Here is a 15529-nt window from a genome sequence, read left to right as displayed (position 1 = left end):
GGCGCGGCCGCTTCCGCAGCGGCCAGCAACTCGCCCAGTTCCAGATCTCCACCCTCCACAGCACCCTCCCATCGGCTGCCGCACCTTCTTCCCCGCATCCACGCGACATCACCTGAAACCACCATCCCGCCTGGTCACAGGGGCAGGGCTGCACCCCACCACGGGTTCTTCGGCGCCTATCAGGAGGCAGGGACGCCGAGGGCGAGGAGCGCGGTGTCGTCGTCGAGGCCGTCGCCGAAGCCGTCCAGCAGACCGGACAGGGCCTCGATGACGGCGTGCGGGGGTTTGCCCGCGTGCGTGGTGGCGAAGGCCAGCAGGGCCTCGTCGCCGTAGCGGCTGCCGCGTGCCTCGCCGGTACGGGCTTCGGTGAGGCCGTCGGTGTAGAGCAGAAGGGTGTCGCCGGGGGCCAGGACGGTCGTGGCGGTGACGAAGCTCGCGTCGGGCAGGGCACCGACGAGGAAGCCACCGGGAGTGGGCAGGTACTGGGCGCTGCCGTCGGCGCGCAGGACGAGGGCCGGCGGGTGGCCGCCCGCTGCGAGCCGGACGGTGATCCGCCCGGGGCCGGGGCCCTGTTCGAGGGTGCCGACGACGGTTGTGCAGTAGCGCGGGTCACCGCTGCCGGTGTACCGCTCGTGGAGCACCTTGTTGAGGGTCGACAGGGCGGAGACGGGGTCGGGGTCGTGCAGTGCGGCGGTGCGCAGGGTGTAGCGGGTCAGAGAGGTGACCGCGGCCGCCTGGGGGCCCTTGCCGCACACGTCTCCGAGGAAGAAGGCGAAGCGTGTGCCGTCCACGGGGAAGACGTCGTAGAAGTCGCCGCCGAGCCGGTCCGGGGAGGCGGTGTGGTAGTGAGCGGCCGTCTCCATTCCGGGCACGGCCGGCAGGGTGGCGGGCAGCAGTGACTGCTGGAGCGCGGCGAGGGCTTCCTGCAGGCGGGCCCGGTCCGCCTCGGCCTGTCTGCGTGCTTCCTCGGCCGCTTTCCGGCCGCGCAGCAGTTCCTCCTCGTAGGCCCTGCGGTCCCGGGCGTCGAAGACGGTGGTGCGGATCAGCTGGGGTTCGCCGGTGCTGCCGTGCTTGACCACGGAGGAGACCAGCACCGGTATACGGCCGCCGTCGGCCTGTCGGGTCTCCAGGGCGATGCCGCTGATCTCGCCCTGCATGCGCAGCAGCGGCGCGAAGTGCGTCTCGTGGTAGAGCCTGCCGCCAACAGTGAGCAGATCGGTGAACCGCATCCGGCCCACCACCGCCTCGCGCCGCAGGCCGAGCCAGCCCAGCAGCGTCGAGTTGATCTTGGCGATGGTGCCGTCCATCAGCGTGGACAGGTATCCGCACGGTGCGTTGTCGTACAGCTCTTCGGCGCTGTCCTCCAGCAGCGCGGCGAATGCCGCGTCCGAGGATCTGGCGCCCTCGGAGTCGTGGGGGTCGGGTGGCTGTCCGATGCGGCACATCACCGCAGTCGGGCCAGGAAGGCGGTGATCGCCTCGTTGGTGGCTTCGGGCGCGGACATGTGCGGGCAGTGCCCGGTCGCGTCGAGCGTGACCAGGGACGAGCCGGGGACCGCCTGGTGGACGTAGGCGCCGACCTCCCGGGGTGCGACGGCGTCCTGGGTGCACTCCAGTACCAGCGTCGGCACCTTCACGGTCTTCAGGTCGTCCCGCGAGTCCGACAGGAACGTGGTGCGGGCGAAGACGCGCGCCATGTCGGGATCGGTGGCGCAGAAGCTGTTCCTCAGCTCCTCCCCGAGTTCCGGGCGCTCCGCGTTGCCCATGATCACCGGCGCCATCACCGCCGACCAGCCGAGGTAGTTGGACTCCAGCGACGTGAGGAGCTCGTCGATGTCCTGTTCACTGAACCCGCCCCGATACCCCTCGTCGTCGATGTACCGCGGCGACGGAGCGATCATGACCAGTGCCCCGATGCGCTCGGGCGCCCGGTCGGCGGCCAGCACCCCGACCATCGCGCTGACCGAGTGCCCGACGAAGACGGCGTCACGCAGGTCGAGTTCCTCACACACGTCCACCACGTCCTGGGAGTACCCGTCGAGGGACGAGTAACGCCGCTCCGAGAACGCGGACAGATCCGAGCGGCCCGCACCCACGTAGTCGAACAGCACCACCCGGTAGTGGTCGACCAGGGCGGGCAGCGTCAGCCGCCACATGTTCTGGTCACAGCCGAAGCCGTGGGCCAGCACTACCGTCCGTCCCCCGGGGTTGCCGGTGACCGTGACGTTGTTCCTGCGAGCGACATCCATGCCCTCAGTCTCTCAAGCGGCCGTCGCGCTTCCGGACCTCCCGTGTCCCCGAGCACCGGCTCGGCCCCGGCACAGTGATGACCGTTCCTTGCCTTCGCCTTTGTGCCCATCCGCGCGCATTCCGGGAAGGGGACGAACATGACAGTGAACGAATCGCCTCGCGGAACGGCCCTCCTCGCGGATCCCCTGCGCAACAAGGGCACCGCCTTCACGCCCGAGGAGCGGGCCGCCCACCGTCTCGACGGGCTGCTTCCGCCCGCCGTGGAAACCCTGGACGAACAGGCCGAGCGCGCGTACGAGGCGTTCCTCGGCTACGACAAGCCGCTGAACCGGCACATCTATCTGCGCCAGTTGCAGGACACCAACGAGATCCTCTTCCACCGCCTGGTCACCGGCCATCTGGAGGAGATGCTGCCCGTCGTCTACACGCCGACCGTGGGCGAGGCCTGCCGGCGCTTCAGCGAGATCTACCGCCGTCCGCGCGGGCTGTTCCTGTCGTACGAGGACCGGCACCGCTTCCGGGAGATCCTGCGCAACCGTCCGCATCCGGACGTGGACGTCATCGTCGTCACCGACGGTCAGCGCATCCTGGGTCTGGGCGACCAGGGCGTCGGCGGCATGGGCATTCCGATCGGCAAGCTCAGCCTCTACACCGCGATCGGCGGCATCCACCCGGCCCGCACCCTGCCGATCCTGCTGGACGCCGGTACGGACAACGAGGAACTGCTGGCCGACCCGCACTACCTGGGCCGTCGGGAGCGCCGTGTCACGGGCGCCGCCTACGACGAACTGGTGGAGTCGCTGGTGTCGGCGGTGGAGGCCGAACTGCCCGGCACGCTGCTCCAGTGGGAGGACTTCGCGACCGCCCACGCCCGCCCGATCCTCACCCGCTACCAGGACCGGCTGCTGACCTTCAACGACGACATCCAGGGCACGGCCGCCGTCGCGCTCGGGGCGTTGACCACGGCCACGACGCTGGCGGGCACCCGGCTGACCGACCACCGGATCGTGGTCCTCGGTGCGGGCTCCGCGGCGGTCGGGGTGGCCGACATGATCCGTACGGCGATGACGGACGAGGGCCTGTCGCAGGACGAGGCCCGCTCACGTTTCTGGTTCGTGGACGTCGACGGACTGCTCGTGGACTCGCGCGACGGGCTCAGCGAGGAGCAGCGCGTCTACGCCCGCGGTGATGTGCGGGAGTCGTACGGCCTGGCCGAGGTGGTGCGGCGGGTGGAGCCGACGGTGCTGATCGGGCTGTCCACCGCGAAGGGCGCCTTCAGTGAGGAGATCGTCCGGCAGATGGCGTCCGGGTGCGAGCGGCCGGTGATCTTCCCGCTCTCCAATCCGACCTCGCACGCCGAGGCCGATCCCGCCGACCTCGCCCGCTGGACGGACGGCAAAGCGCTGGTCGCCACCGGCTCGCCGTTCCCGCCGATGAAGATCGACGGCCGCGAGGTGCCGGTGGCGCAGGCGAACAACGTGTACGTCTTCCCGGCGATCGGCCTCGCGGTGACCGCCTCCCGGGCGAGCCGGGTCACCGACCGGATGATGGTCGCCGCCGCCCGCGCGGTGGGCCGGTGTGCCGTACGGTCCGCGCCGGACGACGGCGGCCCCGCGCCGCTGCTGCCGCCGCTGCGGGACATGCGTGAGGCGGCCAGGGAGATCGCCGTGGCCGCGGCGGTGGCGGCCGTGGAGGACGGCGTCGCACCGCACGCGACCGAAGAGGAACTGCGGGCAGCCGTCGCACGCACCCAGTGGACCCCGCAGTACGAGGGGTGATCTGGCAGCCAAAAGGCAGTTCGGCCCGCCGAGTGCTCTCGGCGGGCCGAACTGCTGCGTGCTACGGGTCAGTTCACCATCGGTACCAGCGGCCTCGGCCACCTCCGGTCGTGGTGGAACGCATGACGAAGCCGAGCAGCCACAGCACCAGGACGGCGATGGCGACCCACCACAGGATCTTGACGGCGAAGCCGGCTCCGAAGAGGAGCAGTGCGAGAAGCAGGACTATCAGCAGGGGAACCATCTTTATCAACCTCCTGCAACGCCGTCTGCCCTGCGATTCTTTCGATATTCACCCAGGATGCATTGTTTATGAAGGGCATTCCGGGGAATCGGCGTCAGCGGCTGAGAGCCGGGGATCCTGCGGGCATCCGCCGGGCGGCGCTGCGGTAGGTGGCGATGCCCAGGGCCAGCATCCAGTAGCTGAAGACGGCGCCCATCAGGGCGGTGGTGCCCCATCCGTTCGCCGCGTAGAAGTGCTCGGGGGTGTTGCCGAAGAACAGGGACGGCACGAAGAGCAGGTTGGCTCCCGCGAGGACGAAGGCGGAGCGGCCGGTCCAGCGCGGCAGCAGTTTGGTACGGGCGATTCCGTAGCCCACGGCGGTCAGGAAGAACGCGAGGACGAGGCGGCCGATCGTGCCGTAGAGGACGTAGGTGCCGCTGACCGTGATGGTCGGGTCGATGGGGTGGTCGGCGGCGATGACCGCGCCGGCTTCAAGTCCGCTGGAGACCAGGGTGATCGTCACGTAGACCAGACCGGTGGCGAAGGCCAGGGTGCCGACCCACTCGTAGGCGGGGTCGGCCCCTTTGACCAGTTCCCGGAAGGCCGTCACGAAGACGAGCAGGAACGTCAGGGCGAGGATTCCGATCAGCAGCCTGGCCAGGACGTTCGAGTCCGGTGGCGGGCCGGAGTAGACGAAGTACAGGGGTACTTCGACGATGAAGGCGATCGCGGTGGCGATGCCGGCGAGGCCCGTCAGGCGCTTGGCGGCGGTTTCGTTCATGGCTGTCCCCCTGGGGTCGGTGTGGTGGTGTGTCGACGGGTCGCTCGCGGCGGTGGCCGCTCCCGCGGTCATCCGAGGGTGTTCCAGAACGCGCAGTGGTGGCGCGCGGACGTCGTGCGGGTCGGGACGATGTGGTCCGGTGCAAGGGACAGCACCGTCCGCCGGGACCAGTGGGGCGTCGACGGGCCGTTCGGGTCGGCGGTGCGGGCGAAGCGGGTCCAGTAGTCGATCATGGTGTCGGCGAGCCGGTGCTGCGCCGCGGTCAGTGCGCGGGGGCGGCCGCCCAGGTCGAACAGGTAGGGCAGTTCGCTCGCGTGCGGTGCGCCGAGCGGGAACGGCGGTGTGCCCGCGGTGAGCGGTGGGGCGTGTTCGTCGGCGAACTCGTAGCGCCAGAGGGGTACTTGGGCGGCGAGCAGGCCTCCGCTGTCCGCCGTCGGGCAGGCGAAGTCCGCGTCGCCGATGACCGCGCCGAACACCGGCCCCCCGTCGGTGCGGTGCACCGGGTACTCGTGGACGATCGCCTTCGCCTGTCCCGGCGCGGGGAAGAAGGCGGCGACGACATCGGGCCAGGTGCCGGGGGTCACGGGGTTGCCCGCCTGGACGATCCCGGCGGCCCAGCCGTTGCCCTCGTCGTGGTTGTTGCCGATGAGCACGGGCACGTGGTGGAAGCGGCCGGCGGTGATCGCAGCGGCGGGGTCGACAGGCAGCAACGGGGTCGCGTACGCGGGGTGTTGGTCACCTTCCTGGATCGCGAGCAGCCGGGAGACGGGCACGCGCCGCAGACAGGTGAGGGCGTCGCGGGCGGAGCCGCAGCCGGCCTTCGCCGCAAGGTCCGCGCCCGCCGCACGCGCGGTGGACAGGGGCACGGAGGACGGGGCGAACGGCCGGTCGGGGCTGCCTGTGCACGGGCCGCTCTCGATGATCGCCCGGTCGAAGAGCCCCGCGGCGGCGGGTGAGGCGAGCTGGGCGCAGACGCTGTAGCCGCCCGCCGACTCGCCGGCCAGGGTCACGTTGTGCGCGTCGCCTCCGAAGGCGCCGATCTCGGAGCGGACCCAGCGCAGCGCGGCCTGCTGGTCGGCCAGGCCGAAGGTGCCGGAGCCGGGCAGCCCGCTGTGCGCGAGGTAACCGAGCGCGCCGAGGCGGTAGTTGACGCTGACGACCACGACGTCGCCGCGGGTGGCCATGCGGTGGGCGTCGTACGAGCTGCCCGCTCCGGTGGTGAAGCCACCGCCGTGCAGCCATACGATCACCGGCCGGGAGTTTCCCGGTCGCGCGCTGTCGGGCGTCGTGACGTTCAGGTGGAGACAGTCCTCGTCGGTGCTGCCGCCGGGCACCTCACCGGCCGGCTGCGGGCAGGCGCTCGCGGGCCGGGTCGCGTCCCGCACCCCGGACCAGGGGGCCGCACGGTGGGGCGGCGCCCAGCGGAGCCCGCCGGTCGGGGGCGCCGCGTAGGGGATGCCCTCGAAGGTGCGGTAGCCGTCGTGGGCGGCGCCGCGCACGGGGCCGTCGTTGGTGCGTACCGTCGTGGCGGGCCGGGCGGGTTGCGTGGGCGGTGCTGCGGACCAGGCCGTCGCGAGCACGGCGGTCAAGGCGCAGCCCAGGGTGGTCATTACGCGGTGCATGCTCATCAACTCCCCGTTGGATCAGTCGTGTTCAGCTGCCGCCCATACCGCCCTGCGCGGCGATCATGGTCGTCGGCAGGGCGCGTACGGCTTTCTCCAGGCCGGGCGCGAGAGCGGCGAGGCTTCCCGTGCAGGCGTCGATGCGGGCCCGGAAGGTCTTCTGGTCCTGCCGTGAGAGGACCGAGCGGATGCCGCCCGCCGCGGCCAGCGCCAGCAGCGCGGCATCGGTGGCCGGGAGCTCCCGCACCGGGGCGTTCCCGTGCAGCGCCGTCGACACCCGGTCGTGGAGGGCGCCGGGCACGGCGGGGTCCGTCACGGTCAGGCGCCGGGTGCCGAAGCGGGTGCGGGGCTCCTTCACGGTCAGGAGGCCCGTGGCGGCGAGCCGGTCCTCGACCTCCGTCAGGGTCCGCTTGCGGTGGCGGCGCACGAGGTGCTTCCAGCTGTGCCCGCCGGCGGCGTCCCGCAGTACCCCGTCCAGGACGGGGTCGCCGGTCGGTTCCGTGCCGGACACGGTGACCGTCCCGTCCGCCTCCCCCAGCCGGCCGCGCAACGCGAGGTCGACCAGGGCGGCGGCACGCACCAGCAGCTCGGTGCGGGGACGGTCGTAGGGGCCCGCGGCGGTGTCGTCGTGGGCCAGCAGATACATGAGGCAGGGCAGGTCGTCGGTCACATTCCGACGTTATGGCCGCTCACCCCGGCCGCGGATCCGCCGCACGAACGGACCGGCACTGGGAGCACAGGAGGACCGCGGCCCGGTCTCCTCCCTGAGGAGGAGAGGTTCCGTCAGGGGTCGCGGGGCCGCACGAGTCCGTGGTCGTAGGCGGCGACGACGGCCTGGACGCGGTCGCGCAGACCGAGTTTGCGCAGGACCGCGGTGACGTGGTTCTTGACGGTGGCCTCCGACAGGCGCAGCCGTCCGGCGATCTCCGCGTTCGACAGGGCCTGCCCGATCAGGGTGAGCACCTCCCGCTCGCGGCCGGAGAGGTCCCGCAGGGAGGGCGGTGGCGCCGGGTCGGGGGTGGTGCGCAGGAACCGGTCGAGGACGCGGCCGAGCACGGTCGGCGCCAGCAGCGCGTCACCGCGCGCGGTGAGCCGGATCGCGTCGACGAGTTCTCCGGGGCGGATGTCCTTCAGCAGGAATCCGCTGGCTCCGGCCCGCAGGGCGGCGACCACGTGTGCGTCCACGTCCCAGGTGGTCAGCACGAGCACCCGGGCCGGGCTGCCGCACTCCGCGATCTGCCGGGTCGCCTCGATGCCGTCCAGGACGGGCATGCGTACGTCCATCAGCACCACGTCGGGCGAGAGGTCCCGCGTCAGCCGCACCGCCTCCCGGCCGTCGGACGCCTCACCGACCACTTCCAGGTCGTCCCGGGCGTCGATGATCATGCGGAACCCGGTGCGGACCAGGACCTGGTCGTCGGCCACCACCACGCGCAGCGTCATGAGGCGCGCTCCACCGGCAGCCGGGCCGCCACCTCGAACCCGCCTCCGGGCAGCGGGGCGGCGCGCACAGTGCCGCCGACGAGCCGGGCGCGCTCGTTCATCCCCACCAGCCCGCGTCCCGCGCCCGCCGCACGCGAACCGCCTTGTGCCGTACGCCCGTTGTCGGTGACCGTGACCTGCACGCACTCCTCCTCGGCGGTTACGCGGACGCTCACCTGGTCGGCGCCGGCCGCGTGGCGCAGTGTGTTGGTGAGGGCCTCCTGGATGATCCGGTAGGCGGCCAGGTCCACTGCGGCCGGCAGTCCGTCGCAGCGGCCCTCGCGGTGCACGTGCACGGTCATCCCGCTCGTGCGCACGGTGTCGGTGAGCGCGTCCAGGCGGGCGAGCGAGGGCCCCGGCTCCCGGGGCGCACCCGGCTCGACGGACTCGTCGTCCTCCTCGTCGGGGCCGAACGCCCGCAGCAGCAGGCGCAGTTCGCCGAGTGCCGAGCGGGCGCCCGTCTCGATGGCCCGCAGTGCCTCACGTGCCTGGTCGGGCCGGTCGGTGAACACGTCGTCGGCGGCGCCCGCCTGAACGACCATCACCGACAGGGTGTGCGCCACGACGTCGTGCACCTCGCGCGAGATCCGCGCGCGTTCCTCCACGACGGCCCGGCGCGTCTCCGCCCTCGTCCGTTCCCGCTGCGCCCTGCGCCACTGCCCGGCGGTCCACGCGAGGACCACGGCCAGCAGATAGACCGTCACCCCCGCGGGTCCGCCGCCCGCCGCGAAGGCCAGCGGCGCGGGCAGGCACATCGCCGCGAGCGCGCCCGCCGACAGCCGCCGCGTCCGGGTGGCCGACAGCACGCACAGGGTGACCTGGGCCGCGAGCAGCGCTCCCGTCAGGGTCACCTCGGGCAGCAGGGCCCACACCGCGAGGCCGGCCGCCGCGTTCGCGGCCAGTACGGCGACCGGGGCGCGCGTCTGCCATCTCAGGGCGCCGGCCTGCGCGAGGACCAGGACCACGGCCACGGGCAGCTGTCGGCCGTCCTCCGCACCGGCGGCGAGCACCGCGGTACCGAGGACGCCGAGCACGAGTGCGGCCGACCCCCACCACAGCCTCCGGGCCGTCCGGGGCGACAGCTCGCCCGGCCCTTCCGCGGTGGACGTCCCGTCCGGCTGTCTCCTGCTGCGGTCCACGCCCCGACCTTATCGGCGCGCGGCGGTGGACACCGGGGGTCAGTCCAGCGGGTCGAGATACGTCAGCACGGACGCGTCCTCCTCGATGAGCGGGGCGAGAGCCGCGTTGAACGGGGGGCCGTACGGGGCGTTCAGATGGGCCTTGAAGGCGTTCTCGTCGCGGTACACCTCGAAGATCCAGAAGGCGTGCGGGTCTGACTCCTTGGTGTAGACGTCGAAGGCGAGGTTGCCCTCCTCCGCGCGGACCTCGCGGGCGTAGTCGCGCAGCAGCCGGGCGACTTCGCCCGCCGCTCCCTCGCGGGCGGTGAACTCGGCGAACAGGGTCTTCTTCACGGGGTCGTGCCCACTTCCGGGGTCAGCTTCTTGGCGCCCGTCATGATGGCCACCGCGTCCTCCATCGAGTGCGACTTGGGGGTGATGACACCCGCGCAGGCGCCGAGCCGCTGGATGTGGATGCGGTCGGCGACCTCGAAGACGTTCGGCATGTTGTGGCTGATGAGGATGATGCCGAGGCCCTGGTCGCGCAGGTCGCGGACGAGCTTGAGGACCTGGCCGGTCTCGCGGACGCCGAGGGCGGCGGTGGGTTCGTCGAGGATGACGACCCGGCCGCCGAACACCGCGGTCCGGGCGACGGCCACGGACTGGCGCTGGCCCCCGGAGAGCGTCTCCACCGCCTGGTTGATGTTCTGGAGCGTGCCGATGCCGAGGCGCTTGATGTGGTCGGCGGCCTGCTTCTTCATCTCGCCGGTGTCGAGCATGCGGAACACCGAGCCGAGGATTCCCTTGCGGCGGATCTCGCGGGCGAGGAAGAGGTTGCTGGCGATGTCCAGGGCGGGGGACACGGCGAGGGTCTGGTAGACCGTCTCGATGCCGGCGTCGCGGGCGTCCTGCGGCCGCTTGAAGTTGACCTCCTTGCCCTCCACGCGGATGCTTCCCTGGTCCGGCACGAGGGCCCCGGACAGGCACTTGATCAGGGTGGACTTGCCGGCGCCGTTGTCGCCGATGACGGCGAGGACCTCGCCGGGGTGGAGGGTGAGGTCGACGTCGTTCAGGCCGACGACCCGGCCGAAGACCTTGACCAGGCCCTTGGCCTCGAGAACGGGGGCGGTGTCGGTCGTCACGACTTCACACTCCGGATCCACTGGTCGACGGAGACAGCCGCGATCACGAGGACACCGACTGCGAGGACTTGGTAGTTCGGGTCGATGCCGGCCAGCGCGAGGCCGTTCACGAACACCTGGACGATGAGGGCGCCGATCAGCGAGCCGAAGACCACGCCGCGTCCGCCGAACAGGCTGGTGCCGCCGATGACCACGGCGGTGATGGACTGCAGGTTGGCGTTGAGTCCGCTGTTGGGGTCGCCGCCGCCGACCCGGCCGACCAGGACCCAGGCCGCCACGGCGATGGTGAACCCGGCCAGCATGTAGGCGCTCAGCAGCACCCGGTTGACGGAGATGCCGGCGAGGCGGGCGGCCTCGATGTCGTCGCCCACGGCGTACAGGTGGCGTCCCCAGGCGGTGTAGCGCAGGGCGTATCCGACCACTGCGTACAGGGCGATCATGAGGAGGACGCCGTACGTCAGGTTCAACTGTCCGACGGAGACGGTCTGGCCGCTCCACACCAGGATGTTGCCCGGCTGCAGGGCGATGGTCTGGCCCTTGGCGTAGATGAGGGTGATCGCCGTGAAGACGCTGAGGGTGCCGAGGGTGACGATGAACGGCGGCAGTTTGACCTTGGTCACCAGGAAGCCGTTGACGGCCTGGGCGGCGATCGCGACGACCGCGCCGGCCAGCAGGGCGAGAGCGCCGGGCCAGCCGTTGTCGGCGACGAGCTTCGACATCAGCAGGGAGGCGAGCACCATGACGGCGCCGATGGACAGGTCGATGCCGGCGGTGAGGATGATCACCGTCTGGCCGACGGCGAGCGTCCCGATGACGGCCACCTGCTGGGCCACGAGGGAGAGGTTCTGCAAGGCGTAGAAACGGTCGTTCACCAGGGAGAACACGATCGCTGCGAGCACCAGGACGATGGCCGGGCTGAGGGCCGGCTGACGGTGCAGCACCGAGTGGACGCGCTGGCTGAGGGTGGCGGGCCGGTTGAGGAACTCCTCCGCCGGCGCCGGTGTGGTCTGACTGTCCACGTGAGTGGTCACAGGGGGTCCTTCCGCTCTCTTCCCCGGTACGGCTCATGAACTCGTGTGCGGCGGTGCGACGCCGGCGCCCTGACGGCTTCCGGCGTCGCACCGGTTCGGGGTGTCAGCTGCCCCAGCAGGCGGACGCGGCCTGCGAGGGGGACTGCACGCTCAGGCCGCCCAGGGACTTGTCGGCCACCAGCGCGGTTCCGGTGTCGTAGAACGACTTGCCGTTGGTCACGCTGGGCTTGCTGCCACCCCGGGCCAGCTTCGCGATCGAGCTCACGCCGAGGGCCGCCATCTTGCCGGGGTACTGCACGGCGTCGGTGGCGAACTTGCCGCTGGTGACGTTCTTCAGGCCGGAGCAGCTGCCGTCGATGGCGTAGATCGCGGCGTTCTTCTCCTTGCCGGCTGCCTTCAGCGCGTTGTAGGCGCCCTCACCGGCGGGCTCGTTGATGGCGTACACGACGTTGATGTCCGGGTTGGCCGACAGGCAGTTCTCCATCGCGGTGCGTCCGCCGTCGATGGCGCCCTGGGTGGGCTGGTGGCATGCGACGGTGTACGTGCCGCCCTTGCCGCCGGTGTACTTGCCGGTCTTGGCCTCCTTGGCGTTCTCGGTCTTGCTGCCCGGGTCGATGCCCATGCCCTCGAGGAAGCCGTGGTCGCGGTCGATGTCGACGGAGACGACCTGGTTGTTGAACAGGTCGAGCATGGCGATGACGGCGGGCTTGCCGTTCAGGGCGGCCGCGGCGTACTGGCCGTTCAGCCTGCCCGCCTGCTCGTTGTCGGTGGCGTAGGTGATGTCGGCGGTGCTCGCCGGGTTGAGCGCGGTGTCGAGGGCGATCACGAACAGGCCGGCCTGCTTGGCGCGGGTCAGCGCCGCGTTCACGGCGTCGCCGTTGGTGGTGATCAGGATGCCCTTGTCGCCCCGTGAGATGGCGTTGTCGACGGCGGTGATCTGGGTCTGGGTGTCGCCGTCGGACTGGCCGGCCGCCACCGTCAGGCTCACGTTGTCCTTGGCCGCCTGGGCCTTGGCGTCCTTCTGCATGCTCACGAAGTAGGGGTTGGTGAGCGTCTTCAGGATCAGCGAGACCCCCACCTTGTCGCCGCTCGAAGAGGAGCCCCCGTCTGAGGAGCCGCAGGCCGCGAGCGTGGCACCGAGGCACACGGTGACGCCGATCGCCGCCGCACGCGTCCGCAGGCTGCGGCGGCCCGATGCCTGGCTGCTGGAGAAGTTCATCACTTGATCCCTTTCGGAGCCGTCCCTTGGCCGACGCTGAGACAACGTTGACTGACGGGGATGCTGGTCCCTTATGGACGAGGACGTCAAGGGGCTGGTAGACATGCGTCGGCAACGAGTGAGTAACGCGCGATCGGCTGGAGACAACGATGACTCAAGGCGGGCCTCCGCTCCGGTCCCCCCGCAGTCGCCCCACGATGCGTGAGGTGGCGGCGCTGGCCGGCGTGGCGATCAAGACGGTGTCGCGTGTGGTCAACGGCGTCCCCACCGTCGATCCGGCGATCGTCGCCCGGGTGCGTGAGGCCGCCGACCAGCTGGGCTACCGGCCCAACCTGACCGCCAGCAGCCTGCGGCGCGGAGACGGCCGTACCGCCACCATCGGCATGCTCGTCGAGGACGCGGCGAACCCGTTCTCCGCCGCGCTGACCCGCACCGTCGAGAACGTGGCGCGGGAGCGGGGTGTGCTCGTCCTGGTCGGCAGTGTCGACGAGGACCCGGCCCGCGAACGGGAGTTGGCCCAGGCGCTCATCGACCGGAGGGTCGACGGGCTGGTGATCGTCCCGGCGGGGCGCGACCAGAGCTATCTGATCAGCGAGCAGCGTTCCGGTACCCGGATGGTCTTCATCGACCGTGAGGCCGGTCTGCTCGACGCGGACGCCGTGGTCTCCGACAACCGCCAGGGTGCCGTCAACGCCGTCAACCACCTGCTGAAGGCCGGCCACCGCCGTATCGCCTACCTCGGCGACCGGGCGTCCATCCCCACGGCCGCCCTGCGCTTCGACGGCTACCGGCACGCCCTGGAGGTCTCGCAGCTCAAGTGCGACGACGAGATCGTCCTGCACGCGGCGGCCAGCGAGGCGGCCGGGATGGCCGCGACCGAACGGTTCCTGTCACTGCCGGATCCGCCGACCGCGCTCTTCACCAGCCAGAACCTCGTGACCATCGGGGCCGTTCGCGCCCTGCGCGCCCTCGGCCTGCAGGACTCCGTCGCCCATGTCGGCTTCGACGACTTCCCGCTGGCCGACATCCTGAGTCCGGGCGTCTCCGTCATCGCCCAGGACGTCGAGCAACTGGGCAAGCAGGCCGCCGAGATGCTCTTCCACCGGCTGGACGGCGACCAGTCCCCCACCCGGACGGTCACCGTGCCGACCCGGCTGGTCGAGCGCGGCTCCGGCGAGATCCCGGCCGGAGCCCTTCGCGACTGAACCGGACCGGCGGCGGGTGGACCCTGCGCGGGGGCGGGAGCGCGGGGGTGGGCAGGTGACACCGCGTCAGTATGTACAAGGGAAAATCCGGTTCATCAGTGCGCAAATGGATCACTGGATCGGTGTAATCGGCACAGATGCCGGTCCGCGCGGGGATCTAGCGTCAAAGGGCACGGGGCCGTACGAGCCAGAAAGGCATCGAGTCACTCATGCCCATCCAGCACACCGACGTCATGCCCGCCCTCGAGTTCGACACCCTGACCGCCTCACCCGGCCCCGGCCGGCCGCCCGTCGATCCCCTGCTGCTCCCGGTCGACGAGCTGCCCGCCACCATGTCGCCGCCCGAACAGGTCAGCCGCCGGGTGCGCGACGAGCTGATGCTCGACGGCAACGCCCGGCTCAACCTCGCCACCTTCGTGACCACGTGGATGGAGCCGCAGGCACGGGAGCTGATGGCGGAGACTGCGGAGAAGAACCTCGCGGACCGCGCGGAGTACCCGCAGATCACGGCGATGGAGGAACGCTGTGTGCGGATGCTCGCCCGGCTCTGGCACGCGCCGCGCCCGGAACAGGTCCGCGGCTGCTCCACCACCGGTTCCAGCGAGGCCGCGATGCTCGGCGGGCTCGCGCTCAAGCGCCGCTGGCAGGACCGCCGTCGCGCCCAGGGCAAGGACACCGCGCGCCCGAACCTGGTGATGGGCTCGAACGTCCAGGTGTGCTGGAAGAAGTTCGCCAACTACTTCGAGGTGGAGCCGCGTTACGTCCCGATGGAACCGGGCCGCTACCACCTCACGCCCGACACGCTCACCGCCTACTGCGATGACAACACCATCGGCGTCGTGGCCGTCCTCGGCTCGACGTACGACGGCTCCTACGAACCCGTCGCGGACATCTGCCTCGCCCTGGACGGGTACCAGGCCGCCACCGGCACCGACATCCCCGTGCATGTCGACGGGGCGTCCGGCGCGATGGTGGCCCCGTTCCTCGACCCGGGTCTGATGTGGGACTTCCAGCTCGAACGCGTCGCCTCCATCAACACCTCGGGCCACAAGTACGGGCACGTCTTCCCCGGTCTCGGCTGGGCCCTGTGGCGGGACGCCGAGGCCCTCCCCGAGGACCTGGTCTTCGAGGTCGACTACCTGGGCGGCAGCTCTCCCAGCTTCACTCTGAACTTCTCCCGCCCGGGCTCGCACGTCGTCGCGCAGTACTACAGCTTCCTCCGGTACGGCTTCGAGGGGCTGCGCGACCTGGCCGCCCAGAGCCGTTCGACGGCCCGCGCACTCGCCGCCCGGATCCGCTCCATCGCCCCCTACGAGCTGGTCACGGACGGCTCCGAACTCCCCGCCTTCGCCTTCCGTGTGGCACCCGGCGTCCAGGGCATCACGGTGTTCGACGTCTCGCAGGCCATGCGAGCCCGCGGCTGGCACCTGCCCGCGTACACCTTCCCCGCGCCCTGCCAGGACGTCTCCGTCCTGCGTCTGGTCGTACGCACCGGATTCACCGCCGAACTCGCCGGCATGTTCGTCGCCGACCTGACGGAGGTCACCAGGCGGCTCCACACGGACCGGCTCTAGGGCGTGTTTCGAAAGTAGCGTCGTCTGCCCGAAGGGCAGGCCGGGCGGCGTCTGGTGCATGCGATCGCAAGGCGGAGGGTCGCCCCGATACTGGTTGTATCGGGG

General features: G+C 71.1%; 15 protein-coding genes. 3 read left to right on the top strand and 12 right to left on the bottom strand.

The window, feature by feature from the left end; all coding sequences use genetic code 11:
- Positions 1-179: 179 nt before the first annotated feature.
- Both ACFYRX_RS11215 and ACFYRX_RS11210 read right to left on the bottom strand, forming a co-directional pair.
- Complete coding sequence (locus ACFYRX_RS11215) at positions 180-1445, bottom strand: PP2C family protein-serine/threonine phosphatase (RefSeq protein WP_389098199.1); 1266 nt, start codon at positions 1443-1445, stop codon at positions 180-182.
- Positions 1445-2248: an alpha/beta fold hydrolase gene (locus ACFYRX_RS11210; RefSeq protein WP_389098197.1), complete on the bottom strand. Its 804-nt coding sequence runs from the start codon at positions 2246-2248 to the stop codon at positions 1445-1447. The genes ACFYRX_RS11215 and ACFYRX_RS11210 overlap by 1 nt, the downstream gene beginning before the upstream one ends.
- A gap of 138 nt (positions 2249-2386) precedes the next feature.
- Between ACFYRX_RS11210 and ACFYRX_RS11205 the strand changes: the two genes are divergently transcribed.
- Positions 2387-4027 carry an NAD-dependent malic enzyme gene (locus ACFYRX_RS11205; RefSeq protein WP_389098196.1) on the top strand — a complete coding sequence of 547 codons (1641 nt, stop codon included), beginning with the start codon at positions 2387-2389 and terminating at the stop codon, positions 4025-4027.
- Between the two features lie 73 nt (positions 4028-4100).
- On the opposite strand, the gene ACFYRX_RS11200 is transcribed toward ACFYRX_RS11205, so the two are convergent.
- The 10 genes from ACFYRX_RS11200 to ACFYRX_RS11155 form a co-directional block, all read right to left on the bottom strand.
- Positions 4101-4271, bottom strand: a complete 171-nt coding sequence (locus ACFYRX_RS11200; protein WP_389098194.1) for a hydrophobic protein — start codon at positions 4269-4271, stop codon at positions 4101-4103.
- A gap of 94 nt (positions 4272-4365) precedes the next feature.
- Complete coding sequence (locus ACFYRX_RS11195) at positions 4366-5031, bottom strand: hypothetical protein (RefSeq protein ID WP_389098192.1); 666 nt, start codon at positions 5029-5031, stop codon at positions 4366-4368.
- A 68-nt stretch (positions 5032-5099) separates the two neighbouring features.
- The gene (locus tag ACFYRX_RS11190) at positions 5100-6659 is read right to left on the bottom strand and encodes a carboxylesterase/lipase family protein (protein WP_389098190.1); all 1560 of its coding nucleotides are present in this window, start codon (positions 6657-6659) and stop codon (positions 5100-5102) included.
- Positions 6660-6684: 25 nt separating this feature from the next.
- Positions 6685-7323, bottom strand: coding sequence for a GPP34 family phosphoprotein (locus ACFYRX_RS11185; RefSeq protein WP_389098188.1), 639 nt, complete (start codon positions 7321-7323; stop codon positions 6685-6687).
- Between the two features lie 113 nt (positions 7324-7436).
- Positions 7437-8096, bottom strand: a complete 660-nt coding sequence (locus ACFYRX_RS11180) for a response regulator (protein ID WP_389098186.1) — start codon at positions 8094-8096, stop codon at positions 7437-7439.
- A complete protein-coding gene (locus ACFYRX_RS11175; protein WP_389098184.1) occupies positions 8093-9274 on the bottom strand; it encodes a sensor histidine kinase in 1182 nt (393 codons plus the stop codon). Before ACFYRX_RS11175 ends, ACFYRX_RS11180 begins: the two co-directional genes overlap by 4 nt.
- 39 nt (positions 9275-9313) lie before the next feature.
- Entirely contained in the window at positions 9314-9607 is a 294-nt protein-coding gene (locus tag ACFYRX_RS11170) for a putative quinol monooxygenase (RefSeq protein ID WP_389098182.1), read from the bottom strand.
- The gene (locus ACFYRX_RS11165) at positions 9604-10395 is read right to left on the bottom strand and encodes an ATP-binding cassette domain-containing protein (protein ID WP_389098180.1); all 792 of its coding nucleotides are present in this window, start codon (positions 10393-10395) and stop codon (positions 9604-9606) included. The genes ACFYRX_RS11170 and ACFYRX_RS11165 overlap by 4 nt, the downstream gene beginning before the upstream one ends.
- On the bottom strand, positions 10392-11426 hold the full coding sequence (locus tag ACFYRX_RS11160; RefSeq protein ID WP_389098178.1) for an ABC transporter permease: 1035 nt from the start codon (positions 11424-11426) through the stop codon (positions 10392-10394). The genes ACFYRX_RS11165 and ACFYRX_RS11160 overlap by 4 nt, the downstream gene beginning before the upstream one ends.
- Before the next feature lie 103 nt (positions 11427-11529).
- Entirely contained in the window at positions 11530-12645 is a 1116-nt protein-coding gene (locus tag ACFYRX_RS11155; RefSeq protein ID WP_389098176.1) for a substrate-binding domain-containing protein, read from the bottom strand.
- 149 nt (positions 12646-12794) lie between these two features.
- Here ACFYRX_RS11155 and ACFYRX_RS11150 point away from each other — a divergent pair, with 149 nt between their 5' ends.
- Positions 12795-13850, top strand: a complete 1056-nt coding sequence (locus tag ACFYRX_RS11150) for a LacI family DNA-binding transcriptional regulator (RefSeq protein ID WP_389098175.1) — start codon at positions 12795-12797, stop codon at positions 13848-13850.
- A gap of 209 nt (positions 13851-14059) precedes the next feature.
- Positions 14060-15424: a glutamate decarboxylase gene (locus tag ACFYRX_RS11145; RefSeq protein WP_389098173.1), complete on the top strand. Its 1365-nt coding sequence runs from the start codon at positions 14060-14062 to the stop codon at positions 15422-15424.
- Positions 15425-15529: the final 105 nt, after the last annotated feature.

The sequence above is a fragment of the Streptomyces sp. NPDC005374 genome (assembly GCF_042872225.1).
Taxonomy (GTDB): Bacteria; Actinomycetota; Actinomycetes; order Streptomycetales; family Streptomycetaceae; genus Streptomyces.
This window is presented reverse-complemented; position numbering and strand designations above follow the sequence as displayed.

What these genes read in the sequence shown, in the direction of transcription:
- ACFYRX_RS11200 (WP_389098194.1), bottom strand. Translation starts at nt 4,271, where the DNA reads ATGGTTCCCCTGCTGATAGTCCTGCTTCTCGCACTGCTCCTCTTCGGA.
- ACFYRX_RS11210 (WP_389098197.1), bottom strand. Translation starts at nt 2,248, where the DNA reads ATGGATGTCGCTCGCAGGAACAACGTCACGGTCACCGGCAACCCCGGG.
- ACFYRX_RS11190 (WP_389098190.1), bottom strand. Translation starts at nt 6,659, where the DNA reads ATGAGCATGCACCGCGTAATGACCACCCTGGGCTGCGCCTTGACCGCC.
- ACFYRX_RS11195 (WP_389098192.1), bottom strand. Translation starts at nt 5,031, where the DNA reads ATGAACGAAACCGCCGCCAAGCGCCTGACGGGCCTCGCCGGCATCGCC.
- ACFYRX_RS11205 (WP_389098196.1), top strand. Translation starts at nt 2,387, where the DNA reads ATGACAGTGAACGAATCGCCTCGCGGAACGGCCCTCCTCGCGGATCCC.
- ACFYRX_RS11215 (WP_389098199.1), bottom strand. Translation starts at nt 1,445, where the DNA reads ATGTGCCGCATCGGACAGCCACCCGACCCCCACGACTCCGAGGGCGCC.
- ACFYRX_RS11155 (WP_389098176.1), bottom strand. Translation starts at nt 12,645, where the DNA reads ATGAACTTCTCCAGCAGCCAGGCATCGGGCCGCCGCAGCCTGCGGACG.
- ACFYRX_RS11180 (WP_389098186.1), bottom strand. Translation starts at nt 8,096, where the DNA reads ATGACGCTGCGCGTGGTGGTGGCCGACGACCAGGTCCTGGTCCGCACC.
- ACFYRX_RS11150 (WP_389098175.1), top strand. Translation starts at nt 12,795, where the DNA reads ATGACTCAAGGCGGGCCTCCGCTCCGGTCCCCCCGCAGTCGCCCCACG.
- ACFYRX_RS11145 (WP_389098173.1), top strand. Translation starts at nt 14,060, where the DNA reads ATGCCCATCCAGCACACCGACGTCATGCCCGCCCTCGAGTTCGACACC.